We start from the raw sequence: 26,258 nt of genomic DNA, 5'->3' as shown, positions 1-26,258 counted from the left end.
AAAAAATCTAGTGGGGGTAAACTTTTTAAAATATTAAGTAGAAAAGAGTTCCTATAAGCCCTGAACCAAAGATAACAAGTATAGGACTAAGTTTGAATTTCCTAAGTGCAATAAGCCCAGCTACAAATAAACAGAATTCTACAGGTTTAAAGTTTGATAAAACTATATGCTCTTTTTCTGCATTAAATAATGCTAGTGTTAAAATTGATAGTCCAGCAGAGCTTATAAGAGCTACAACAGCAGGTCTTAAAGCGGCTAAAACTGTTTGAACTCCACCAAAGTTTCTATATTTATAATAGTAGTGTGCAAGAGTTAAACAAATTATGAATGATGGAATGATAACCCCTATAGAGCATATAATTGCCCCTGTAGGACCTGCAAGTTTTGTTCCAACGAAAGTAGCAGAGTTTATAGAAATAGGCCCAGGAGTCATTTCTGCTATTGTGACAAGGTCTGCAAATTCAGGTAGAGTCATAAGACCATGCACATTAACTATTTGATTTTGTATTAAAGGTATAGCAGCATATCCACCACCAACACTAAAAAGTCCAACTTGTATAAAGCTAAAAAATAATAATGCTAACATTATAAATTACCCCCTGAATTTTGTTTTGTTCTTTTCATTTCTAGCAAAAGAGTAACTATCCCAATAGCAAGACACATTAAAATAACAGTCATTGCATTAATCCCCATAATATAAGTCATTACAAAAGTTATAACCATAAGTGCTACATATAAATTGTTTTTAGTAGCTATAACATTTTTAGCAAGTTTGATTACAACATCACAAATAACAGCAGCAACTCCAGCCCTCATGACCATTAAAGCAATTGCGATTACTTTATTTTCTCTAAATTCTGTATAGAATACTGAGATTATAGAAATTATAACTATAGGTGGTATAGAAGTCCCAAGAACTGCTACTAAAGAACCTACAATTCCTTGCATTCTATAGCCGAGTATAACTGATGCATTTATTGGTATAGGTCCAGGAGAAGATTGTGAGATAGCTGTTATATCAAGCATTTCATCCTCTTCAATCCACCCAAGTTCCTCAACAAATTTCTTTTTCATAAGAGATACTATTACAAATCCACCACCAAAAGTGCAAGCACTTAGCATGAATGTAGATTTAAATAGTGTCCATAAGATATTAAAATCTAAAGATTTTTTTTCGTTTTCCATAAAATTATCCCCCGTTTATTAAATGAATTATTACTATACTAAGTATATAGGTATGAAAGTAATAAGTGTAATACTTTAAATTTATCATAGTGATAACTAAATACCTATAGAAACACATAATATTTAGTACAAAAAGAAATTTATATTTTAAAAATAGAGTATAATGAAACTTTATGATTAAACAAAAGATAAATTTTATATATAGAAATGAGAGTGATTAATTGACTTTATTAAAAAAACATATTACTAATCTTAAGTATCTATTTATAGTCTTCTTTATGATTGGTGGATTATATACAGGGTTTGGGCTTCTAGAAGCAATTCTTGGGCTTGGGTGTGGAGTAGTAGTTATTACAATGCTTGATAAGGATTATAGTGAGTGCATGCTAATTGAAGCTAGTAGAATAATAGGAACACAACTTATTATAGGAATAGCAGCCTATATAGCAGGATTTAATTATCTAACACTTATATTATTTACATTTGCAGTTGGGTTTGGACTTCACTATATGTACAATCATTATAAAAGTGCACCAAGGACTATGGGGTTTTTATTAAACTATATGTTTCTTGTATACTTTAGACCTAAAACAGCACAGATGCCAAAGCTTCTTTTAGCACTTGTAATATCAGGAATATTTATAATGATTTTATATTATTTATTTACAAAAGAAACTTACTTTAATAAAGATTTTGAAAAAAAGATATTGAATATAAAGTATGAAGATAAAATAGAATTTAATGATTTTAAAAATAGATATTCTATTTTAAATGGAATTGTTTTTGCCATAGCTATTTTTGTTATGGAATATTTTAAGCAATATCATGCGATATGGTTACCTATTACAATTATAATTCTTATGATTCCAGATAAAGGACTTACATTTCAAAAAATTATTGATAGACTACTTGGTACATCAGTAGGGTGTGTTCTATTTATGATAATAGCAAATACAGTTACAAATGATATTGTATTATATATATTAGTAGCTATAGCAATCTACTTTATGTTATTTCCAATGGCTTATTATAAGAGAGCTATATTTATAACATACTTTGCTTTATTTGCAAACCATATGATTTATAAAGGACAGTCAGCATTATATCTTGATATGTATAGAGTTATATTTACAATTGTAGGTGCTTTTATAGTATTCTTGATATTTATTATTGAAGAGGTTATAAAAAAAGCGAGCGAGAGTGAAACTACATAAATTTTAGAAAACTATTTTAATGTAAGTTTAGTCTTATTTTAAAATAGTTTTTGCTTTTAAATATAAGTGTCACATGAATACTATTTATCTATAAATATTTTCTGTATAAGAAGTCCAATAATTGAGCCTATAAGTGGGAAGATAGCAAAAAGAAGTCCAATCCCTAAAAGTCCACCTATCATTTGTACAAATTCAAGTACAGATATATCAATAAAACTTTGGTATGTTATAACAAATACAGTTAGAGTTTTTAAAAGGAATATTATAAGGGGTGCAAGTAAAACTTTCTTTGAGTTAAAGTATACAAAAGTACCAAAGATAGGAAGTGCTAAGAATCCTTTGAAAATCCACTGGTCATTGGTTAATAGCATAGCAGTAAGACCTGCAATAACACTTATCATTAAAATTTTATTATTAGAAGTTTTTTTGATTTTTTCTATAAGTTTAATTTCTGCTATATCATTTTCTGTAGGTGAAATTTTAACTTTTGAAATTTCAATAGGCTGTGAAATGTCATCTAAGTATAATTTACAACTCTCACAGGTTTTTATATGTTCATCAACAATATTTTTACTATCATCTGATAATAAGTCATCAATATATAAACTTATTAAATCTTGTATTACAGCACAATTAATTTCACTCATAATATCATACCCTTTCTTTCAAAATTTCTTTGAGTTTAACTTTTCCTCTATGAAATTTTACTCTAATATAAGTTTCTTTTTTATCTAAAAGTTGTGCTATTTCAAGGTTAGACATATTACAAACAGCACGAAGCATTATAATTTCTCTAAAGTCTTCATCAAGACTATCTATTGCTTTAAATAGGCTTAAAAGTTCTTCATTTTCTATAAGTTTTTTATCTAAATTGCTATCATAACTTAGGTAGCTTTCTACATTTTCTAATGGAACTGTATCAAACTTTTTTTCTTTTCTAAGATAATCTTTAAATACATTTTTTGAAATCCCCATTAGCCAAGTACTAAATTTAGAATTTCCTTTAAATGAGTTAAGCGATTTATATGCTAAGAAGAAGGTTTGTGCAAGAAGCTCTTGTGCTATATAATCATCTTTTGTTTTATATAAAAAGTATATATATATTGTATCTTTATTTAACTTATAAAGCGTTGAAAACTCATCCACAAATAATCCCTCCTTATTTTAATTACATTATTTAACATATAAGAGTATAACTTAACATGAAATAGAATTTTATATGCAGTTAAAATTATTAATTTATTTTACAAAAAGATATTATTTTTCAAGTGTTTTAAAAAGTACTTTTCTAGTTTCAAAGTCAAACTCTCCAGAAATAGATATATCTTGAATTAAATCTACAACCTTTTCATCAGATAAATTAAGTTGTTTATCTGTAATTAAAATACTTTTTCCTATACCATTTTCATCAAAGTTTATACACATACCTTTAAATCCATTATGTTTATTTTTAGCTAGATAGTTTTTTAGAGTGACCATAACTTCAACAATTTCATCAGTGGTATAAGTTTCATCATAGTTAGTACTAAGATTAAGTGCAAATTCATCATCAAAAGATCTATCATACTTAGTATTTCTATCCTTATATTTACCTTGGAAAATCAGTTGGCTATTATAAATTTTAAATTTATCATTGTTTATAACAGCTTTAAATTCATCAGTTATAGCATGCATAAAACTACCACTTAAATCTTGATCTATAATTGATTTTCCATTATCAGATTCTTTATATTCATCATAGAAATACCCAGTAGGATACTGTTTTATTGTAAAATCTAAGCCACCAGATTTTGAAGTTACATTACACGAATAATTTGCATCTTTGAAATTATAAAAAGTAGAGTTTATAGTGAAATCTGTGTGAGGATAAGTAGCATCTATATAATTTTGCACCTTATTTTTAAATAGAGCCTTACTAATTGGATTACCATTTATAGCATTATTAATAAGTAAAAGTCCTGTAACAAGTAAAATAAGTAAAGATAAAAGTATCTTTTTCTTTTTAGTTAGATTTTTAAGCTTTGTAAACATTGAAGTCCCTCCCTTTTTTTTATGTGTTTAGTTAATTAGTGTAAGTTAAGGTGTAGTTGTTTCAATTTTTATGAAAATATTAAAAATATTTAAATAGAGTTTACTTTAAAGATAAGAATATTGAAGATGAGGTGGTTGTAATGATAAAAAATCATATGATCTAGAACTAGAAAAGAAGCTTTAGAAAAATACTTCAACCATAAAAAAGTTAGAGGGTTTTTCTTTTTATAGTATAAAGAAGTTGATGGAAGACGATAATTATAAAAAATAAATATTTCAACAAAACAAATAAAATGGTAGTATTAGTATAATTATGAAATAAAAGGGGGAAAATATGAAGAAGATAGGTATTTTTAAGGTAGTTCCTGAAAAGTTTTTTGTACCATTAAGTAGTCTTAATAAAAGTTTGTACATTGAAGTAATTTCATTATTATATAATTCAGTTCAAAATGGATTATCATATGGAATAGAAAAAGAAATAATGGTTTCAGCAATTGAAGATTTTTTAGAAGGTCAAAATGTTGAAATGATTTTAGAAGAAGAAGAGGAATGTAAAAATACGAGAGAAAAAGCTAATTTAGTGTTAAGAAATTTAATTCAATATGGGTGGATATATAGTGAAGTAACAAGTAATTATAAAACAATAATTAATTTTCATGATTATTCCATAACAATGATAGAAACATTTCTAAAGTTAGTGAATAAGGACAGTGTAGAGTATAGAGGGAATATAATAACTATATATACATTGCTAGTCTCAGGCGAGGATAGAAATGCATGGCTAACATTAAGGCAAGTTTATGAAAATACCAAAGAAATTATTAGTTCGCTTAAGTCACTGAATTCAAATATAAAAAAGTATATGGATAATTTAACTCAAAAAATGAAAGTTGAAGAGATATTAGAAGACTTGTTTGGAAAATATACAAGAGAAGTTTTAGATAAATCATATCATAAGCTTAAAACATCAGAAAATATATCTAGATATAGACCTAAAATTATAGAAATATTATATGAAAAACTTGAAAATAAAGAATTTTTAACTAGTGCTATTTCAGATTATAAAGAAAATGTAGAATCTATTTAAGATGAAGAGGCAAAAGAAGAAATTTCAGAAATGATTGTTAGTATTATAAATGCTTTTAATGACATTGATGATATAACAAATGAAATTGACATAAAAAACACAAAATATATAAGGGCTTCAGTCACAAGAGCAAAATTTTTACTTAATAATTCTAAAGATATGGTTGGAGTTTTAAAAGATATATTAGAGTTTACATGTAGTGAATATAAAAAAGAGGAACTAAGTTTAACTACGGATTCGATAGATATTGTTAGTAATATTTTTTCTATGTATATACAGGGATATTATGATGAAACATCTTTATATATAAGTAATGAAGGAAAGAAAAATTTCAAGTCAAGTAAGATAGAAACTATTGAAATTAATGATGAAGAAAGAAAAAAGAAATTAGAGGCATTCAAGAAAAAGCAAAGTGAAAAGTATTCACCTAAAAAAGTCAATCAATTAGTTGAAAAGCTTTTAGGGGAGAAAAGTATGATAGAAGCTAGTGAAATTGAGATTAATAATAAAGAAGATTATATAAAAATTATTTATATCAGTGTATATGCAAATAATCATTTTTCTAAATATAAAATTAAAAGAAAAGGGCAACTAATTTTAAAGAATGGTTTTAAGTTTAGAAATTTTGAAATATGGAGGGAAAAATAAGATATGTTGTATGAATCTTTAAGTATGAAAGAACAAGCGGAGTTTAAAAGAGTTTGCAATAAAATTTTAGGATGTTGTTTGATTACTAAATACAAGGAAAATTGTAAAAAAGATTATCATTTTATAGAGAGAAATTTAGTGGCAATGAATGAATATTTAGAAGTTTTAGGCTTTGAAATAGAAGTTAATAGGGGACTTAAAATAGCACAGTTAATAAATACATTTGGTTCGAATAGATATAAATTTAATTTAATTGAAAGTATAAGTATTTTAATTTTAAAAATATTATATTATGAGAAACATCAAGAACTTGCAACAACAGACCATACAATTATTGAGGTAGAAGAGTTTCAAAATAAGTTTATCGCTTTAGGGTTTAAGTTAATGGATAAAACAACGCTTAGACAGGTGATAACTAAATTAAAAAGATATAATATTTTAGAGCCACTAGATAGAGAAGTAGTTTTAGGAGATTCTAGACTTATTATTTATCCAACGATACAAGCTTTAGTTAAAAGTGAAAATATAAAGTTTGCATTTGATAAAATACAAACTTATAAAAAAAGGGAGGATGTAGATTTTGAAGAAGTTAACAGGGGTTAGGATTATAAATTGGCATGCCTTCATTAATGAAACTATAGAAATAAATGATTCTGTACTTATATCAGGCGATAATGGAGCTGGGAAATCTACAATATTAGATGCAATTCAGTTTGTTCTTACTTGCTCAGAGAAAAATTTTAATAAGGCAGCAAATGAATCATCAAAAAGAAAATTAGTAGGGTATGTTAGATATAAAACAGGAAAAGAAGGTAAAAAGTTTGAAAGAGAAAATAATGTTGTTTCTCATATAGCATTAGAGTTTTATGAGGAAGAGAAAAAAAGAAAGTTTATAATTGGAGTAGTTATAGATTCTTCATCTGAAGTATCAGCAGATTCTAAATTTTATAGAATAGAAAATATGGAATTGAAGAGTATTGAGTTTATAGATGGTGTACCAAAGAGCATAACAGAATTTAAAAGGTATGCTAGTGAGTTTAAAATACAAATGTTTAAAGCAAGTGAGGCAAAACGAGATTTTAGAAATAGATTAGGTAATTTTAATGAGAAATTTTTTGAGTTGTTACCTAAAGCATTATCATTTAAGCCTATAAGCAATGTTAAAGAATTTGTTTATTCTTATGTTTTAGAAGAAAAAAATATTAATGTAGAAGAACTCAGGGAAAACATAAGGATTTATAGAGAATTTGAATATTTGCTTGATGAAGTTAAAATTAAAGTAGAAAAATTAGAAGAGATAAACTTACATTATCGAAATTGGGAAAAAGGAAAAGAGCTGAGTGATTTGCATAATTATTTAGTGATAAAAGCTGAAGAAAATATTTTAATTGATGAGATGAATTTATGCTTGAAAAATATAGAAAAAAATAATTATTTAATAAATGAAGTACAAGAAAAGAAGAGAAGGAAGAATGAAGAAATTGAAAGTGAAAATAAGTATAGAAATAATATAGAAATTCAAATACAAAGTAATGAAGAATTTAAGATAGTTGAAAAATTACAGAATGATTTAATTCCTAAAATAAGAGAGAAAGAAAAATTAGGAAGAGAAAGAGATATTTTATATAAGCAGATAAATACTCAACAGATATATTTAAAAAATTTATATAAAAATCATAATTTTGAGAGTTATAACTTCAAAAATATTTATGGAGAAGTTTATGAAATGCTTTTAAATATAAGAATTGAAAATTTAGAAATATTAAAATTGAGTTTTGAAAAAAATGCAGAAGTAATAGAAAAAATGAAAAACACCTTATATGGTTCTATAGCGGAGTTGAAAATAGGAAATGAAAAAATATTTGAAGAGTTAAAGAGAATACAAAAAATAATAGGAGAATTAAATAGTAGGAAACTACAGTATCCAGAAGAAGTAGTTAAGCTAAAAGCACTGATAATACAAGAGGCAGAAAAGATTGGGAAAAAAGTTAATCCTAAAATTTTATGTGATTTGTTAGAGATAACAGATACAAGTTGGCAAAATGCGATCGAAGGATATTTAAACAAACAAAAATTTTATTTGATTGTTGAAGAAGAAGATTTTGATTATGCAATAAGTGTGTATGATAAATTTAAGAAAATAAAAAAGTTATATGGTTATGGGATTATAAATATAGGAAAGTTGAGTAAGTTTAAAGAATCAGATGAAAATTCATTAGGAAGAATAGTTAATTCTAAAAATAAATCTGCTAAACAGTTTATAAATAGTATATTAGGAAATGTAATAAGATGTGATAAGGTTTCAGAATTAAAGAGCCATAAAATTTCTATAACAAAAGAATGTATGATGCATAAAAATAATGTAGTCAGGGCTATTAGTCCTAAAAAGTTTGAAATTCCATTTATAGGGAATGATGCGTGGTCAGTGCAATTGAAAAGGAAAGAAGAAGAAGCTAATATATTGAAAGTTAGTTTAAATGAGAAAAATATTGAATTTAAAAGTATTGAAAGTCATCTCAATATCTTGGTTTCAGTCAAATTAAAAGAGATAGCAGAGAAGTTAAATATTATTAAAGAATATGATGAGTTAGAGAAAAATATAGCTAAATTAGAGTATGAAATAAAAGAAAATCAAGAAAAGTCTACGTATATAGACTTAGTTAAACGTAAAGAAGAAATTGAAAAGAAAATTAATGAAATAAAAAAGAAAATAAGTGAGTTAGATAAAAGTCATATTAGCTATATGGCTAATATAAAAGAGAATGAAAGAATAAAAAAAGAAAAAGATGTTTTTTTGAAGAAAAAGATATTTGAACTTGAAATGATTTATACAGAGAATATTGTAATTGCAGAAGAGGGTGAATTGAGATTTAAATTAGAACGAGAAAATAAAACTAATCAGGTTATAAAAAACAATTTTTTTAATTCAAGAAGTAGATATGAAAAGCAACAGTTAGAATCAGAAGATAATTTAAAAATAAAGCAACTTGAGTATAATAATATATATGAATTTGGTGCTGAAATTGGATTAAAGAATATAGCTATATTCCAAAAAGAACTTGATAATCTTAAAAAAAGTAAAATTATAGAATTTGAAGAAAAGGTAAAAGATGCAAAAAATATTGCAGAAGAGGAGTTTAAAGAACATTTTATATCAAAATTAAAGGAGTATATAGAATGTGCTAGGTTAGAGTTTAAAACTCTTAATAAGGGATTAAAAGGAATATTCTTTGGTGAGGAAGAATATGAGTTTAAGTTAGAAAAAAATAATGAATTAACTAAGTATCATGATATGGTTATGGATGAAGAAAATCTTGTACAAGGATTTAATTTATTTACAGGCTCATTCCAAAATAAATATAAAGAATCCTTAGAAGAATTATTTGAGAAGTTAACAATAGATGATAGCAATTCAGAAGAGTATTTAAGGAAGTTTACTGATTATAGAAATTATATGGAATATGATATTTTACTTAAATATAAAGATGGAAGTAAAGCTAAATTTTCTAAAGTTTGTAAGGAAAAAAGTGGAGGGGAAACTCAAACACCTTATTATGTTATAATTGCCTCTTCATTTTTACAGTTATATAGAAATTCATATACAAATAGAGAATCTATGGAACTTATAATTTTTGATGAAGCGTTTGATAAAATGGATGAGGGAAGAATTGTGTCAATGATGCAGTTTTATAAAAACTTAGGATTGCAAGTTATAGTTGCAGCTCCACCACAAAAAATAGAATCAATAGCTCCATATGTAAGTACGACATTACTCGCTATGAAAATGGATAAGAGTAGCATAATTGAGGTATATAGCTATGAAGAATTATAAAAAATTAATTTTAAATAAATTAATTGATAAATATGAAAAAAGTAAGTTATACAAAACAGATTCCCTGAATAATATATATTTTAAGTTTAATGAAAAAACATTACCAGAGTATTTTGATGAATTGGATTCTAGAAAAAAGATGGAAATAGATGCAGTTTGTGAAGAACTAGAGAAATATTCTTTTATAAATCTTTATAGAGGTAGTGGGTTTGATAATCATATAATAAAAAAAGTCAGTTTAAATATTTTAAATACTGAAGATATTTATGTATATTTAGGAAGACTCCCTAAAAAGGGGAGTGAAAATAAATTAATTGAATTATTAGAGGAATATAAGTCAAATATTGAATGTTTAGAAAATTTCACTAAGTTTGTTTTAGAGAGTTTTAGTATAAACAAATCTATAAAAAAATATATGGATATTGAAAAGTTAGGTGAGTGTAAAGATATAATAGTTGGTATTTATTCAGTGATGAAACAAAAAGAAGAAATTCTGAGAAGAAGTTTTTCAATAAAATTGTATGGTGATTCAAAACGATATGAGGAATTAGAAAATAAAGTGTTTAAAATAATAACTGATTTTAGTACAGAAAAAAGTCAGTTAGACTATAACATAATGAAAAATAGCACATATGTATATTTTAGAGGTAATATAAGTTTAAATATAGATGGAAATGAAATGCAATTATCAAATTTATCTAATGGAATAGGAATAAGTTCAAAAGATATAGATAAATTAAGCAATATAGTAATTAAATCGAAAAAATTAGTAACGATTGAAAATCTTACATCTTTTAATAATCTTAAAGGAGAAGATACAGCGATATATCTAGGAGGATATCATAATAAAGTAAGAGAAGATCTTTTGAAAAAAATTTATGAGAATAATAGATTTATTGAATATTATCACTGCGGAGATATAGATGTAGGTGGTTTTAAGATTTTAAGTAATTTAAAGAGAAAAACAGGAATTCCATTTAAGGCATTAAATATGAATATAGATACTTTAAAAAAATATATGGGTTATGGGAAAAGACTAAGTAGTAATGATATAAAAGAATTAAAAAGAATGCTTGAAGTTCAGGAGTATAAGGAGCACTATAATCTTTTTGAATTTATGTTAGAACATAATAAAAAACTTGAACAGGAAATAATTTTTTAGATTTGATATTATAATTATCTTATGGAATGAGAAAATATAAGAAAGGAGGGATGCTGTATGAAATGGAATGAAATAAGAGATAATTATAATAATAAGTGGGTTCTGATTGAGATGCTTAAAGCAAATTCAGTTAGTGGAAAAAGGATTATAGAAGATATGTCTGTAATAGGAGCGTATGAGAATGGTAATGAAGCTCTAAAGAATTATTCTATACGACACAAAGCAGATAAAACTAAGGAAATGTATGTTTATAACACATCTAAAGAGGTACTAGATATTGATGAAAGATTGTGGATTCGAGATAAATGGAATATTAGGCATTGATTTTTTGCAGATAATAAATGCAATAATAGATTTAAATGAGTTAACAATAAAATCTAAAATATAAGCAATAAAAAAACTCTAGTTACTTATGGCTAGAGTTTTTTGTTTCTTATATTTACTTTTTGAGTTTTAAATATTAATAAAAAATTGATTTTAATTCTATGAATTTTTCTTGAGAAAAATGTAAAATTGAAATATTGATTAATACAAGCTAGGGGGAAATATGTTTAATATTTTAGTTGTTGAGGATAATGAGAAAATAAGAAAAGAGCTTTGCGTGTTACTAAAAAATAATGCATACAATGCTTATGGAATAAATGAATTTGATAATGTAGTAGAGTATGTAAAAAATAATAAGGTTGATATTATTTTGCTTGATATAAATTTACCTTTTGATGATGGTTTTAAAATTTGTACAGGTATAAGAGAGTTTTCTGATGTGCCTATCATTTTTGTGACTAGTAGAAATACAGATATGGATGAACTTATGAGTATTACTCTTGGAGGAGATGACTTTGTTACCAAGCCTTATAATACACAGGTTTTACTTGCTAGGATTAGTAGTATTCTAAAGCGTGTTTATAAAAAGACTGATAGTGAGGAGCTAGTACATAATGATGTGAGGATTGATATTTTGACTAGTAGGGTTAATTATTTAGAAAAATGTGAGGAACTTACTAAAAATGAACTTAAAATATTAGTTTATCTGTTTAATAACAAGGGGAAGATAGTTTCAAGGGTTGATATTATGGATTATTTATGGGAAAGTTCTATGTTTATTAATGATAATACTTTAACTGTAAATATAAATAGGATTAGGCATAAGCTTGAAGTGCTTGGTGCAATTGATTTTATAAAAACTAAAAGAGGGCAAGGCTATATTATATGATGAGTGATTTTAGTTTTATAAATTTTTTGCTTGAGAAAAGGCTCGATATAATAATAAAAACTTTTGTTATGAGTAGTGTAGGTATATTTATATATAGTAAGGGTGTAGAGGTAAAAGATATTTTGATGATAGTATCTATTCTTACATTTGTAGATTTAGCTTTGAATTTTATTGAATATAAAAGTAGAAAGAAATACTTAACTTATCTAAATAGTACAATTAATAATCTTGATAAAAAGTATCTTTTAAGTGAATGCATAGATAAACCAAAACTTTTAGAAGATAAAATATATTATGATATTTTGAAAAAAACTAGCAAAAGTATGCTTGAGGATTTTTCAAAGGTTAAAAGAGATAGAATGGATTATAAAGATTATATAGAGAAATGGGTGCATGAAATTAAAACACCAATTTCAGCAATAAAGTTAATTTCAGAAAATAATAAAAATCAAATATCCAATGAAGTTTTATCGGAAATTTCAAATGTTGAATTATATATTGAACAAGCCCTTTTTTATGCTAGGAGTGAAACTTTAGAAAAAGATTATTTAGTTAAAGAGATTAGCTTAAATGAGTGTATAAATAAGGTGCTTATAAAAAATAGAAGACAATTTATTTTAAATGAAATTTCTGTTGAGATGTCGGATAAAGATAAACTTATATATTCAGATGAAAAGTGGATCGAGTTTATTATAGAGCAGATTGTTAATAATTCTATAAAATATAAAAAAGATAATCAGCAAGTTATAGAGTTTAAAGTATCTAAGGTTAAAAATGGAGTTTGTCTAAGTATTAAAGATTATGGACAAGGGATAAAAAGTGAGGATATAGGTAGAGTATTTGAAAAAGGATTTACTGGGGAAAAAGGAAGAGGGAATAATAATTCAACAGGGATAGGACTTTATTTAGTCAAAAAGCTATCAGATAAGCTTGGGATTGATGTATATATAGACTCTGACTTTAATGTTTACACAAATATTGATATTATTTTTCCAAAAGGTGAGTTTGCAAGTAATAATATTTTTGAATAAGTATCTTAAGTGACAATATTGTAACTATAAAGTAAGTTACAATCGAATTTGATTTATGAATAGTGACTTACAATATAGTCAGAGGTGATTTTAAATGAGTAAAATTTTAGATGTTAAGAATATTGAAAAGTATTATGGTAGAGGGGGTAATGTGTTTAAAGCTATAGATGATATAAGTCTTGAAGTTTTAGAAGGTGAATTTGTTGGAGTTATGGGACCATCAGGTTCTGGTAAAACAACACTTCTTAATTTAATTTCTACAATAGATGCGGTTAGTGCTGGAAATATAATTATTTCAAATGAAGATATAACGGATATTTCAAAGAAGAAACTTGCAAAGTTTAGAAGAGAAAATTTAGGATTTATATTTCAGGAATTTAATCTTTTAGACACTTTAACATTGCATGAGAATATAGCCCTTGCACTTACTATAAATAAAACTCCAAAGTTTGATATAGATGCTAGAGTTTTAAGTGTTGCAAAGGAACTTGGAATAAGTGAGTTTCTAGATAAGTACCCATATGAAGTATCAGGTGGGCAAAAACAAAGATGTGCCTGTGCAAGAGCGCTTGTTACAAAACCAAAATTAATTTTAGCTGATGAGCCAACAGGCTCACTAGATTCAAGGTCAGCACAATTATTTATAGAAATGATTTCTGATTTAAACAAGAAAAATACATCAACTATTTTGATGGTTACACATGATAGCTTTACTGCAAGTTACTGCGATAGAATTCTTTTTATCAAAGATGGAAAGATATTTACAGAGCTTGTTAAAGGTGATAATACTAGAAAAAGATTCTTTAATCAAATTTTAGATGTTGTAGCACTATTAGGTGGTGATGTAAGAGATGTACGTTAGTTTAACTCTTAAAAATGCTAAGAAATCAGTAAAAGATTATCTAATATATTTTATAACTATAATGTTATGCTCTAGCTTGTTTTATGCTTTTACATCACTTTCAAGTAGTGAGTATGAGTTTATAACAGAGAGTACATTAAATTTTGAAAATTTACAGATGATGCTAAAATATTCAACTTACTTCATAACTTTAGTACTTACAATTCTAGTTTTTTATGTAAATAGTTATATGGTGAAAAGGAGATATAAGGAGTTTGGAACTTATATACTTCTTGGAATGGAGCAAAAGACAGTAGCACTTATGTTTTTTATGGAAGCAATTGTTATAGGAATATTTGCAATAGTCTGTGGAATAATGCTTGGAACTATATTTTCACAGCTTTTAACTATATCTATTTTGGTAAGTGCAGAGCAAGAGATTTTATTTAACTTTAAATTTTATGGTGATACAGCAATTCAAACTATTATATTCTTTTTGCTAATGTTTGGCGTTATAGGTTTATTTAATATCATTGCACTAAATAAAGTTAAGCTTATAGATTTTATGAATCAAGATAAAAAGACAGATTGTAGATTTAAAAGAAAGGGAATATTCTATATAGTTCTATTTATAATAGCAGTAATTTGCTACTGTGCAAGTTTAAAATCTTTTATGACATTCATAGATTTCTTTGGCAGCAATGCAGGTCATAACTTAATGAAAGCATTACTTGTTGGTGGAGTTTCATTTATAGTTGGGACATACTTTATGTTTTATTCAATTTCCTACATAATAGTTGTAGTGAAAGAAAGGTTTGTAGGCTTTAAGTATAAGGGGACAAACCTTGTTTTACTTGGAGGTCTGTCAGCTAAAATTAAATCATCCCCAGGGATAATGGCAACTATAAGTTTAACATTGCTTTTTGGAATGATAAGTTTTATAGGCTCACTTATGATGGCGCAGTGGGCATCAGGCTATTTAGATTATAGACTTCCATTTGATATAGCAATTAGCAATGAAATATTAGTTGATAATGACGAGTATAGTAAATTCAATATGGATTATGATGCGTATAAAAAAGAACTTAGTAAAGATATATATAAGGGGAAAGATTTTATAGAATTTAGTACTTATTTTATAGAGGATAACTCAGAGTATGAAAAACAAATAGCAATTAAACTTAGTGATTTTAATAAAATGAGAAAAGTATTAGGTTATGATGAAGTTAGTCTAAAGAATAATGAATATATACTACAAATAGAAAAAACAATGCCAGATGAAATTTTAGATGAGTATATAAAAGAAACAGATAATATAAAACTTGATAATCAAAAATTAACGCTAAAAGATGAGGGAATAATAAATGAGAGTATAGGGGAAGGATTCTATGACTTTAATAGAGTTCCATTGATATATGTAGTTAATGATAAGTATTTAGAAAATAAAGAGGTTATATTTTATAATTTTGTAGCTAATTTAGATGATAAAATACCTTTTGAAGATGGAGTAGAATTAAGTAGAAAGTTAGATGAGATTTTTGAAGAATCTAATAATGAAATTATAAAAAATGTAGATGGAAGAGTATATCCATATGCAAGAATTAAAACAGTCGAAAAAAATACAATACTAAATGCAACTCTTGGAATGAGAATACTTGGGATGTATGTAGGGATAGTTTTATTTATGATAAGCCTTACTATTCTAGGACTTAAACAACTTGTAGATTCAATAGAAAATAAAGATAGATTTATAGTACTTGAGAAACTTGGAGTAGAAGAAAAAGATATAAATAAAATAATCTTAAAACAAATATCAATATACTTTGGAGTGGCACTTTTAATTGCAGTAACAGGATTTATATTATTCCTAGCAGGATATTTAAATATATATAAAGAACAAGTTGAAGCTTATATAGGGAATGAGGCATTTATTATGAATATCATAGTTTCATTTATAATAATGATTATACTGTATAGTGGATATTTTCTGATGACTTATCAAAGCTTTAAGAGAAATATTTGGAAATAATTAAAATAATAGAGTCAATGATTAAATTTCTGTTTATATGTTAATATTGATAATATATAATTATGTATATAAACAGAAGTGATTAGGAGAATTTTATGAAATATGATTATGAAAGATTTTTACAAATATTAATAGAAACAAAGGGAATACACAATTCTTTAAATGAGATATTAAAATATGATTATATATATCATTCTAATAAGATAGAGGGAAGCACATTTACAACAGAGGCTTTGCAAATGTTAATGGAAAAGAATATAGTGACAGGAACGCATACTTTAGATGATGTTCAAGAAACTGTAAATTCTTTTTATACATTTGATATGGTTATTGAAACATTAGGAAAAAAGCTAACATTAGAAATGATAAAAGAATGGCATGGTAGTCTTATGTATAGAACAAGGCTTTACGATTTAGGTCTTGCAGGAGTATTTAAAAAGTATGCAAATAAGATTTTAGGAGCAAATTTTGAAACAGCAAGTCCATTAGAAGTTGAAGATAAACTTAGCGTAATAATAGATGATTATAATAAATCAGAAATAGTTACATCAGAAAATCTTGCAAAGTTTCATTTAGAGTTTGAGCAGATACATCCATTCCAAGATGGTAATGGAAGAATAGGACGTTTTATATATTTAAAACAATTATTAGAAAATAAATTACCGCTTCAATATATGAATGGAGATAGCTTAGATGAATATAAAAAAGCTTTAGGAGATTCAAGTATAAATAATATAAAACCACTTGTAAGCTATTTAGAAAATCAAAAGGACTTTATAAATGAAAATATAAATATGTTTTAAAATAAGATTTGTGGAAATGTGAATCAGAAGGTAAAACTATAAGACTGTATTAGTAAGTTAAATATTAATACAGTCTTTTTATATTAAACTTTTGTATAAGTATAGAAAAAAATATATATAAGACTATAATAAAATTAAGAAGTAAATTATAGGATGGTGAAAAAATGAATAAGAAGAGTAAGATAGATTTAGATAAGGATATTGAAGTTATCGAAGCAGAAATAGTAGAAGTTATAGAAGAAAATAATTATATGGCAGAGATTAAAAAATATACAAAGCTTAAAGTATTTATTGATATGGAGAAAGAGAATATTCATCAGGACTTTTCATTACCACTTGCGCTGCTTAAAATGTTTAGTGGAATTGCAAGTATTATTCCAGAGGATAATATAACTAAGATAGGAAAAGAAGGTTTTGACTTTAGAAATTATGATTTTAAGAAACTACTTAAAGATATAGAAACTGGTCAGCTAAGAAATCCTATTATTTATAAATCAGATGATAATAATGGAAAAGTGAAAATTAAAATATATGTAGATTAAATAAAAGGAACGCTCATAGAAGAGGTATTTAAATTTATCATTTTTTATGAGTTTTTTACTAAAAAAAGTGTATGCCAAAATTCTGGCATACACTTTTTAAGTTTATTAAGCTCTGATAGTTTCCTCTATTGGTCCACCACCAAGACATTTTTCTCCATCATAGAATACTACAAATTGTCCTTCTGTAACTGCCTTTGCAGGTGCATCAAACGTAACTTTGAATTTGTTATTTCCAAGAGGAGTTACTGTTACATCTATGTCTTTTTGTCTATATCTAAATTTAGCTGTACATCTAAATTCTTCTGTTGGCTCTATGCCAGAAGTCCAGTTTACATCTTCTGTCACAAGTCCACTAAAGTGAATTTTTGCATTCTTTTCACCTTGAACAACATATAATATGTTATTCTCAACATCTTTTTCTGCAACAAACCAAGGTTCTTCTGAAGTACTGAAACCACCACCGATTCCAAGACCTTTTCTTTGACCTATAGTATAATACATAAGTCCATTATGCTCACCTATAACTTTTCCATCAAATGTTTTCATTTCACCTTTTTGAGCAGGTAGGTATTGGTTTAAGAATTTATTAAAATCTCTTTCTCCAATGAAACATACACCAGTACTATCTTTTTTAGTAGCAGTTGCAAGGTTTGCCTTTGTAGCAATTTCTCTAACTCTACTTTTTTCAAGATGTCCAATTGGGAATAAAGATTTTGATAATTGGTATTGATTTAACATACATAAGAAGTAAGTTTGATCCTTATTAGAATCTTTTCCTCTTAGTAGTTCAAATTTACCATCTTCATTTGTATTAACCTGTGCATAGTGACCCATAGCAATATAGTCAGCATCAAGTGTTAGTGCATATTCAAGGAAAGCCTTAAATTTAATTTCTTTATTACAAAGAACATCAGGGTTTGGTGTTCTTCCTTTTTTATATTCAGATAGGAAATATTCAAAAACATTATCCCAGTATTTTTTTACAAAGTTAACTGTATAGTATGGAATATCAAGTTGACTACAAACTCTTGCAACATCTTCATAATCCTCTGTAGCAGTGCAGATTCCCTCATCATTTTTCTCATCCCAGTTTTTCATGAAAAGCCCTATAACTTCGTATCCTTGCTCCTTTAATAAAAGTGCTGATACTGATGAATCAACTCCACCAGACATACCAAGTATAACTCTTTTCTTTTGTTTATTTTCCACGTAAAATCATCCTTTCATTTTTAAAATTAAGTTTTGCTTAACATAAAACTGTTTATATAAAAATATAAAAGTGTTTTATGCTTAACTTTTTAACAAATAAAGTAAAGATTTATGTTTTAAAAAGCACCTAAACTTATATGTAATTATAACTTATTTAAATAATAGAAACTTTTAAAGATAATAGTTTCATTATATATAATAATTATAACATCCTCGTCAAGTATTAAGATATTTTTTTATTTTTAGAACTTGCAATAGGACTTACATTCTTTGATGTGAAATTATTTGGGTTTATGGGAATGTTCATAAGTAGAATATGCAACTTAAAAAGATAGCTTTAGCGCTTTTTATATTGAATTAATAAATTTTTAGTTGGATTTTACTAATAAAAATATAGATTTTAGAGAAATTATCTATAAATTTATAAAAATTTATTGATTTTTCAAAAGAATAGGTAAAAGTTAGTGCTTGATACTAAGATATTCTAGTGATAGAATAAAAATAACAAATGAGAATGATTATCTCTAGAGAAAGAGATAGTATACAAGGGAGATGTAAATGATGGAAAGAGAAATAAATATAAATGATATAAAAAAATACCATGAGAAATTAAAAGAAGTACCAAATTCAAAAATAATAAAAAATGCAGTAATGAATAATGGTATAAATGATACATGTAAGAATAATAAGGTTATAGCAAAAAAACTTGCTAGAAACTTTTCAATAGAAATTAAAACAGGTGAAGTTTCAAATCAAAAACAGAGCGGAAGATGTTGGTTATTTGCAACTCTTAATACATTAAGACATGATTTTGCGGTTAAGCACAATGTTAAAAATTTTGAATTTTCACAAAATTATTTATCATTTTGGGATAGATTTGAAAAGGCTAATGCTTTTTATAACTTTGTAATAGAAACAGCAAATGAGCCACTTGATAGCAGAATTGTAAACTTCTTATTCAAAAATTGTAATGAAGATGGTGGACAATGGGATAATTCAGCAGCTTTAATTAAAAAGTATGGAATGGTTCCAAAGTATGCAATGCCAGAAACAAAAGCTAGTGAGGGAACAAAAGAGTTTACTCAAATACTTGGATTAAAACTTAGAAAAGATGGTATGAATCTAAGAGCTATGATAGAAGATGGACAAGCTAGTGAAAGCATAGATAAAACAGTGAGAAAAATGCTTAATGAAGTATATAGAATGTGTGCATATGCATTTGGAGAACCACCTCACAAATTTGACCTTGAATTTAGAAATGAAGCAGATGAATATATTCAAGATTTAGAGATTACACCAAAAGATTTTTATGAAAAATATATTGGTAGAGATTTAGATGAATATGTTGTTATAATAAATGCACCAGATAAAGAGTTTAATAAAACTTACTGCATACCATTTGAAAAGAATGTTATAGGTGGACAAGATGTTAGTTTCTTAAATCTTGACTTAAAAGAATTTAAAGAAGTACTATTAAATCAAATAAAAGATAAAGAAGTTACTTGGTTTGGAGCAGATGTTCTGCAAGGTATGTCAAGAGATGAAGGATTCCTTGAATCAAAATTATTTGATTATAAAGGGTTATTTGATGTTAACTTTAAGATGTCAAAAACTGATAGATTAAGATACTTTGAAGCTGTAACAGCTCATGCTATGACAATAACAGGGGTTAACCTTGTAGATGGTGAGCCTAATAGATGGAAAGTTGAGAATAGTTGGGGTGAAAAGCCTGGAGATAAAGGATACTTTGTAATGAGTGATAGATGGCTTAATGACTATGTATATCATATTGTAATAAATAAAAAGTATCTAACAAAAGAACAACTTGAAATGTTAAATGCAGAAAAAATAAAACTTACACCTTGGGATTCAATGGGGTAAGATATTAATTATAAAATAAAAATGGCTATTTCAAAGTGGGTTAGCTACTAAGATAAATTATCTATGTAGTAGAGTTAACCGAGTAGTTTGAAATAGCCATTTTTTTATTATGTTAAGTTTAAGGTATATCAGATTCATAAGTGAAAGTGACATTATTTTCACCAAAAGTTACAAGACCACTACCATTATTGTCAGGTGAGTTAATAGAAAATGTTTGGTCAAGAAGCCAATCTTCTGAATTAATTTTAGATTCATTTATAGATGCTAAAAATGAGTCATATAAATCATCAGCATTATGAATATCAAAAAGTTCATTAAAAACAGAAATAGCAACTTCTTTAGACATATTCCATTTAAAGTCATCTAAATCAATTTTTATTAAATTATCATTAAGAACCACTATAGAGGTTATAATAGTATGAAGTTCTCTATCAAATTTGATTGTATAATCGAGCTTAATATCACCAAGATTAAACTTAGAGGCATATACACTTTCACTAGCTTTATCCTGTATCGTAGCAGGTGTGCTTAAAATACCAGCAGAATATAAATTTACTACTATTTTAGTTTCAGCTTCAAGTACATCTTTATCACCTTTAGTAAAACGCATTTCTGATTCATCGGGTCTTATGAAATTTCCAATTTGATTAATTAAAATATCTTTTCCTGAATCTAGTAGATTTAAAATTTCATTTATATCTAATTTTATAATTTCCTTTTCTAGAATTTCTTCATTTGTAGTATTATTAATATTTGTTTGAACAACTTTTTCAGATGTTGAACATCCAATAAATAAAGTAAAGCATGTTGTCATAGTTAATAAAATGGTTAATAATTTCTTTTTAATCATAAAAACTCCTAATTATATAAAATATGGGTATCATTTATAGTTATATGCACAAATAAAGAATATTATTCCAAGTTATTAAAAGTTTTTTAGAAAAATTTTAGAAAAAGAAAATACCCTATTAAAATTATATTTTAATAGGGCATTTTTTTATATTAGTTACTGAATAATTTTAAATCTTCATCAGTAACACTGCTATCATTTTTTACTTTATCAAGCTCAAACCAAGTACTCATAACTCTTTCAAACTCTGTAAGTTCTTCTCTTATTTTTTCAACATCCCCAGTAGGGTCTATATCAAGGTGAAGTTTTTCTGCGCCAAAGATATATTTGATTGTTATATCATTTAAGTTTTCTGTAAGAATATTCTTAAACATATCTGGTTGTGAGAAGTTTTCAAGTGTTTCAAGTGATAATAAGTAGTTTATAAATTGATTCTCACCATCTAAAAGACTAGCATCTTCAAAGAATTTTATAAGAAGAGGTGACTTTGTGTAGTGAAGATATTCAATTAAAGCATTACTTTGTAGGTTACCTTCAAGTAATGGTGGGAAGCTATAAAGTTTCTCATTTTTACTTATTGAGTAAAGGTAAGTTCTATAAAGTTTTTTAAGCTCTTCATCAAATGAAATATCATAAGCATTCTTAAAATCAGTATCTAAAACTTCTAGGGCTTTATGCTCATATAAAGAAGCTAGACCTTCTGTAACCCAAAGGTTAGGTGGCATATGGAATACTGAATGATTAAGTCTTGTGTCCATAAATGCATGGAACATTCTATGTGAAATTAATTGGTAATCTCTTTTATTTGTAAAATCAAATGTAGCACAAATATTTGATTTACTACTTCCAGCAAATAGCTTTTGTGCAAATTCTGTTTGTAGTGATGTTAAATTAAGCTCTATTTCAGTTTTAAATAAATCAGCATAATAAGCATAGATTTTATTTAAATTGTTTTTTGTAACATCATCAACTTTAAAGTTTGTGTGCAATTTAAAGTTATTATTTATATTATGAGTATCAACTTTTGTGAAAACATAAGAAGACTTCATAACTTCAAACATATTACCCCAAATACTTGCAAAAAGAGAACTTTCAGTTCCATTTTTATAAGGAACAATAGCATTCTCATAAGTATCAAAATCATAAGAAATTTTAAGGTCGAAACCTAATTTGTTTTTGTTGCTAGCAAGATTTAAAGTTTCAAATGGAAGTAAAAGTGCTTGTTCACCAGCAAATGCAACCATATCTTTTGTAACTAGACCATAAGCACCATGCTTTGCAAGGAATCCAACCTGTACTGCATATTCTAATTCAAAAGATTTTGCACCATTTATTTTGAAATGTATAAAATCTTTATCTTCTTTATATTCAACTTTGCTTTGTATATCTAATACTTTTGATTTACTTCTAAAAAGATGTAAAACTTCCATAGCTGGTATATCTTCAATAAATAATTTCACTTTTAAAGTCATGTCCGTAGTAGAGTTAATTCCTATATTAAAGTTAATTTTCATGTTTTTCATATGTCTCTCAATCCCCTTTTGTAAATATTTTCATAACTATAATTTTATTATAATAAATAAATCCCTTAAATGGTATATGTTTCATATTAATTTAAATAAGTATACATAATATAGTAATAAAATTTATGAGTAAATAGAAAAATATATCAAAATAAGGATAGTAGGCATATTATATTATGAAATAAAAAAAGGCGATAAAGTGGTGAATTTATATGTTTAAAAAAGATAGTTCAATAGATGAAATAATAAAAACATTAAATAATAAAAATAATGAAGTGAAAATGGCGGTAGGAGCTAATTTAAAGTTAGAAAATTTAGTTAGTAGTGAATGGACTGTAATAGATGATGTAGTTGAGTATAAGATTATTGCAAGCAATATAGGTGATATAAAGCTTGAAGAGATAATTATATATGAGGAGTTTAGAGGTGGGATAGGATTTATAAAAGGAACATTAAAAATAAATAATATTCCTTTTAAAGAAGGTAATATTCTCTCGGGGGTAGAAATAGGTGATTTAGAGATTGGAGAAACTAAAATTATAGTTTTTGAAGTGGAAATTCTTTCGGATGATACTAGAATTGTAGAAAGTCATGCAATTGGAAATGCTAAGTTTAAATTACCTATAGAATTTATTATTAGATGGTGTAAGAGTAAGAGTGAAGTAGTAGAAACATATGTAAATAAAGCAAGTTTATATATATCAAAGGAAGCAGATTTAAAAGAGGCAGGGTTAAGTGACACAATCACTTACAAGGTAACATTGCTAAATGATGGAACTTTAGGGGCAGATTCTATTATTTTTAAGGATAATTTAGATAATAGCACTAAATTTATAGAAGGAAGTTTTAAAGTTAATAATGAAGTTATCCATTCTGTAGATATAGAAAATGGTGTGAAAATAAATGGTTTAGACCCAATAGAAATTTTAATAATTGAGTATAAAGTAGAAGTTATAGATACCAATTGTACTGGCATTATAGAAAATAGAGGAAATGTTAAATTTCAGTATATGTTGCAAAATGGAGAATGTGGAAAAAAGGATTTTGAGTATACACAAGTAATAAATGCTATAAAATCAAGAATATCATCATTTAAACAAGTTAGTTTAGAATCAAAATTAGAACTTCCAAAATGTAAACCAGATATAGAAAGTGTAAATGAAGTAAGAGGAGAAGCTATTATTAAAGGGTGTCATATTATTGAGACAGGAAAAGGAATATCTCAGGAAGGTCAAAAAATCACAGGATATAAGTTGATTGTTAGTGGTTTTATAAATATAATACTCAACTATACTGCAAATGAAGAGGAACAAGGGGTACATGCAGCTAACTATAAAATATATTTTACAGAGTTTGTAGTTTTATCAGAAAATTTTGTTGCGGGAAGCAAAGTGGCAGTAAATGGTTTAGTAGAGGATGTATATTATAATTTATGTGAAGATAGGTCAGTGTTTGTAAATGCAACAGTATTATTAGATGTTAAAATCGGGAATTATATTTAAATGCATAGAGGTAACTAAAATAGTTACCTCTATACCTTTATGGATTATAAGTAAACAAAAAAGTATCCAGCCCTTTTTCTTTAAGTTTAGATTGTCTTTCATTAGCTTTAATTCTAGAGTTAAAACTTCCACAGATTACTCTAAAGTAAGTAGTACCATCCTTTTTATATGCAAGAAGAAAAGTATCAAAACCAACTTTTTTAATTTCAGCTTGTCTTTTGAGAGCTTTATCTTTTCTTTCAAAACTACCACAGACTACTCTTAAAAAAGTTTTTGTAGGTAGAGGTGGCTGTGGAGCTGGAATTTTATTATCTATAGGAGGCGCAATTACTGCATTTGAATCAAGAACTCTTCTAGCTACGCCATCCCATCTATAAAGATTTCTCTCACGAACATTAAGGCCAGTTCTAGGAGATTCAATCATATTATTGTTTCCAGTATAAATAACAACATGATAAGGAGAATTATTTTTATCCATAAAGAATATTAAATCTCCAGGTAAAAGGTCTGCCTTGTTATTAATTTTTTCACCTTTTTTAATTTGGTCATAAGTAGTTCTACCTACATTTATTCCAACTGCTTTGAAAATATAATTAACATATCCAGAGCAATCAAATCCAGTAGTAGGATTGTTACCACCCCATGCGTATGGAGTTCCTATAAGTTTTCTAGCTTTTTTTAATACTTGTTTAGCTGTTGCCATATTAACCTCCCTTATTTAAATGAGTTTGAATAGTTAGTATTATAGTATGAGTATTTAGGTGGAAATGTTTGCTTTTTAAGGTAGTTTTATAGATTTTTTTATATTAAAAAATTTGCTAGATATGCTATTGAAGGAGAGGTAGAAGATATAGGATGAAGTTATGGTGGATATTGGTGAGATTAAAGTGTAAAATTAATGTAACAAAAAGAAATGAGGTAACAAATAATGGATGGAACAAATAGAGTAAACATAAAAATAGGTGGAAAAGTAAGAGGTGTTCAAAAACAAGATCAAAGAACAGGTAAACTTACAGAAGGGATAGTTGGAAGAATACTTACAAAATCTCCAAATCATCATCATGGAATAAAAGTGATGCTTGATAGTGGAATAGTTGTTAGAGTTAAAGAAGTATTATAAAAGCTTTTAGAATATATATTATTTGAGATTAATTAAAATTAGGCGATTATTAATGTTAGATATAATAGATATTTTAATTTCTAAAAAAATAGATCCAGAAATTTTTTAAACAGATTGGACCAATTATAAATACATAGTTATTGTTCAAAGAAGAAATAAAGATAAGCCTCTAGCAAAAAAAATGCTAGGGGCTTGTTTATTTAATCATCATATTCAACTATACTTAAAACCTCTTTTGGGTCGTAAATTGTAACTTTTACACAAGATTTATCATCACAGACATATAGTGTGAAGTCATTTAAATGACCTATACCATTACTATAAAGTTCTCGAGCATTATCTACAATATGTCCTTTTACAAGTCCTCTAAGCTCATCATGTCTATAAGTTTTTTTTATGTTATCAGCATATAAGACTTTTACTTTTTTGAAGTTTGTATTTTCTAAAATATTTTCCACATAAATATCAAATAAGATTCTACTAATTTCTCTATTTATTTTATAATTAGCGATTTCTGTAAGTAAAAGTTCACCTTCTATAGCGAGTGCCATTGTA

General features: G+C 26.4%; 24 protein-coding genes and 1 pseudogene. 15 read left to right on the top strand and 10 right to left on the bottom strand.

The features are described from left to right. Window positions 1-25 precede the first annotated feature (25 nt). Entirely contained in the window at window positions 26-586 is a 561-nt protein-coding gene (locus tag Q0V24_RS07310; protein WP_366938283.1) for a chromate transporter, read from the bottom strand. Then, on the bottom strand, window positions 586-1,185 hold the full coding sequence (locus Q0V24_RS07305) for a chromate transporter (protein WP_297519966.1): 600 nt from the start codon (window positions 1,183-1,185) through the stop codon (window positions 586-588). The genes Q0V24_RS07310 and Q0V24_RS07305 overlap by 1 nt, the downstream gene beginning before the upstream one ends. 221 nt (window positions 1,186-1,406) lie before the next feature. On the opposite strand from Q0V24_RS07305, the gene Q0V24_RS07300 reads away from it, so the two are divergent. Next, window positions 1,407-2,399 (top strand): FUSC family protein, encoded by a 993-nt coding sequence (locus tag Q0V24_RS07300; RefSeq protein WP_297519964.1) that lies wholly within the window; start codon window positions 1,407-1,409, stop codon window positions 2,397-2,399. An 80-nt stretch (window positions 2,400-2,479) separates the two neighbouring features. Here Q0V24_RS07300 and Q0V24_RS07295 read toward each other — a convergent pair whose 3' ends face one another. The 3 genes from Q0V24_RS07295 to Q0V24_RS07285 all read right to left on the bottom strand — a co-directional run bounded on the left by Q0V24_RS07295 (window position 2,480) and on the right by Q0V24_RS07285 (window position 4,430). Then, complete coding sequence (locus Q0V24_RS07295) at window positions 2,480-3,046, bottom strand: zf-HC2 domain-containing protein (protein WP_297519962.1); 567 nt, start codon at window positions 3,044-3,046, stop codon at window positions 2,480-2,482. A 4-nt stretch (window positions 3,047-3,050) separates the two neighbouring features. Next, on the bottom strand, window positions 3,051-3,545 hold the full coding sequence (locus tag Q0V24_RS07290; RefSeq protein ID WP_297519960.1) for an RNA polymerase sigma factor: 495 nt from the start codon (window positions 3,543-3,545) through the stop codon (window positions 3,051-3,053). Between the two features lie 111 nt (window positions 3,546-3,656). Beyond that, window positions 3,657-4,430, bottom strand: a complete 774-nt coding sequence (locus Q0V24_RS07285) for a hypothetical protein (protein WP_297519958.1) — start codon at window positions 4,428-4,430, stop codon at window positions 3,657-3,659. Window positions 4,431-4,764: 334 nt separating this feature from the next. Here Q0V24_RS07285 and Q0V24_RS07280 point away from each other — a divergent pair. From Q0V24_RS07280 to Q0V24_RS07230, 11 genes and pseudogenes are all read left to right on the top strand, one after another. Next, window positions 4,765-6,165 (top strand): annotated as a pseudogene (locus Q0V24_RS07280) (Wadjet anti-phage system protein JetA family protein). A 24-nt stretch (window positions 6,166-6,189) separates the two neighbouring features. Then, window positions 6,190-6,768, top strand: coding sequence for a DUF4194 domain-containing protein (locus Q0V24_RS07275; RefSeq protein ID WP_297519956.1), 579 nt, complete (start codon window positions 6,190-6,192; stop codon window positions 6,766-6,768). After that, complete coding sequence (locus Q0V24_RS07270) at window positions 6,746-9,997, top strand: ATP-binding protein (RefSeq protein WP_297519954.1); 3,252 nt, start codon at window positions 6,746-6,748, stop codon at window positions 9,995-9,997. Before Q0V24_RS07275 ends, Q0V24_RS07270 begins: the two co-directional genes overlap by 23 nt. After that, window positions 9,984-11,159, top strand: coding sequence for a Wadjet anti-phage system protein JetD domain-containing protein (locus tag Q0V24_RS07265; protein WP_297519952.1), 1,176 nt, complete (start codon window positions 9,984-9,986; stop codon window positions 11,157-11,159). The genes Q0V24_RS07270 and Q0V24_RS07265 overlap by 14 nt, the downstream gene beginning before the upstream one ends. Window positions 11,160-11,216: 57 nt before the next feature. Continuing rightward, window positions 11,217-11,483, top strand: a complete 267-nt coding sequence (locus Q0V24_RS07260; RefSeq protein ID WP_297519950.1) for a hypothetical protein — start codon at window positions 11,217-11,219, stop codon at window positions 11,481-11,483. 223 nt (window positions 11,484-11,706) lie between these two features. Then, window positions 11,707-12,372: a response regulator transcription factor gene (locus tag Q0V24_RS07255; RefSeq protein WP_297519948.1), complete on the top strand. Its 666-nt coding sequence runs from the start codon at window positions 11,707-11,709 to the stop codon at window positions 12,370-12,372. Between the two features lie 68 nt (window positions 12,373-12,440). Continuing rightward, complete coding sequence (locus tag Q0V24_RS07250; RefSeq protein ID WP_297519946.1) at window positions 12,441-13,403, top strand: ATP-binding protein; 963 nt, start codon at window positions 12,441-12,443, stop codon at window positions 13,401-13,403. 94 nt (window positions 13,404-13,497) lie between these two features. After that, window positions 13,498-14,265, top strand: a complete 768-nt coding sequence (locus tag Q0V24_RS07245; protein WP_297519945.1) for an ABC transporter ATP-binding protein — start codon at window positions 13,498-13,500, stop codon at window positions 14,263-14,265. Beyond that, window positions 14,255-16,273, top strand: a complete 2,019-nt coding sequence (locus tag Q0V24_RS07240) for an ABC transporter permease (protein WP_297519943.1) — start codon at window positions 14,255-14,257, stop codon at window positions 16,271-16,273. Before Q0V24_RS07245 ends, Q0V24_RS07240 begins: the two co-directional genes overlap by 11 nt. 95 nt (window positions 16,274-16,368) lie before the next feature. Then, complete coding sequence (locus Q0V24_RS07235) at window positions 16,369-17,076, top strand: Fic family protein (RefSeq protein ID WP_297519940.1); 708 nt, start codon at window positions 16,369-16,371, stop codon at window positions 17,074-17,076. A gap of 164 nt (window positions 17,077-17,240) precedes the next feature. Next, on the top strand, window positions 17,241-17,618 hold the full coding sequence (locus tag Q0V24_RS07230) for a hypothetical protein (protein ID WP_297519938.1): 378 nt from the start codon (window positions 17,241-17,243) through the stop codon (window positions 17,616-17,618). A 105-nt stretch (window positions 17,619-17,723) separates the two neighbouring features. On the opposite strand, the gene mnmA is transcribed toward Q0V24_RS07230, so the two are convergent. Continuing rightward, on the bottom strand, window positions 17,724-18,827 hold the full coding sequence (gene mnmA / locus Q0V24_RS07225; protein WP_297519936.1) for a tRNA 2-thiouridine(34) synthase MnmA: 1,104 nt from the start codon (window positions 18,825-18,827) through the stop codon (window positions 17,724-17,726). A 558-nt stretch (window positions 18,828-19,385) separates the two neighbouring features. On the opposite strand from mnmA, the gene Q0V24_RS07220 reads away from it, so the two are divergent. After that, window positions 19,386-20,708: a C1 family peptidase gene (locus Q0V24_RS07220; protein WP_297519934.1), complete on the top strand. Its 1,323-nt coding sequence runs from the start codon at window positions 19,386-19,388 to the stop codon at window positions 20,706-20,708. A 118-nt stretch (window positions 20,709-20,826) separates the two neighbouring features. Here Q0V24_RS07220 and Q0V24_RS07215 read toward each other — a convergent pair whose 3' ends face one another. Together Q0V24_RS07215 and Q0V24_RS07210 are read right to left on the bottom strand one after the other, a co-directional pair. Next, a complete protein-coding gene (locus tag Q0V24_RS07215; RefSeq protein WP_297519931.1) occupies window positions 20,827-21,558 on the bottom strand; it encodes a hypothetical protein in 732 nt (243 codons plus the stop codon). A 152-nt stretch (window positions 21,559-21,710) separates the two neighbouring features. Continuing rightward, the gene (locus tag Q0V24_RS07210) at window positions 21,711-23,081 is read right to left on the bottom strand and encodes a hypothetical protein (protein WP_297519929.1); all 1,371 of its coding nucleotides are present in this window, start codon (window positions 23,079-23,081) and stop codon (window positions 21,711-21,713) included. A 212-nt stretch (window positions 23,082-23,293) separates the two neighbouring features. Between Q0V24_RS07210 and Q0V24_RS07205 the strand changes: the two genes are divergently transcribed. Continuing rightward, window positions 23,294-24,583: a DUF11 domain-containing protein gene (locus tag Q0V24_RS07205; RefSeq protein WP_297519927.1), complete on the top strand. Its 1,290-nt coding sequence runs from the start codon at window positions 23,294-23,296 to the stop codon at window positions 24,581-24,583. Between the two features lie 37 nt (window positions 24,584-24,620). Here the strand turns inward: Q0V24_RS07205 and Q0V24_RS07200 are convergent, their stop codons facing one another. Next, on the bottom strand, window positions 24,621-25,286 hold the full coding sequence (locus Q0V24_RS07200) for an NlpC/P60 family protein (RefSeq protein WP_297519925.1): 666 nt from the start codon (window positions 25,284-25,286) through the stop codon (window positions 24,621-24,623). Window positions 25,287-25,511: 225 nt separating this feature from the next. On the opposite strand from Q0V24_RS07200, the gene Q0V24_RS07195 reads away from it, so the two are divergent. Further along, entirely contained in the window at window positions 25,512-25,703 is a 192-nt protein-coding gene (locus Q0V24_RS07195) for a YwbE family protein (RefSeq protein WP_297519923.1), read from the top strand. A gap of 200 nt (window positions 25,704-25,903) precedes the next feature. Here Q0V24_RS07195 and Q0V24_RS07190 read toward each other — a convergent pair. Then, on the bottom strand, window positions 25,904-26,258 hold a 355-nt coding region (locus tag Q0V24_RS07190), incomplete at its 5' end, for a hypothetical protein (RefSeq protein WP_297519921.1).

The organism is uncultured Clostridium sp. (assembly GCF_947039605.1).
In the GTDB taxonomy this organism is placed as follows: Bacteria; Bacillota; Clostridia; order Clostridiales; family Clostridiaceae; genus Sarcina.
This window is presented reverse-complemented; position numbering and strand designations above follow the sequence as displayed.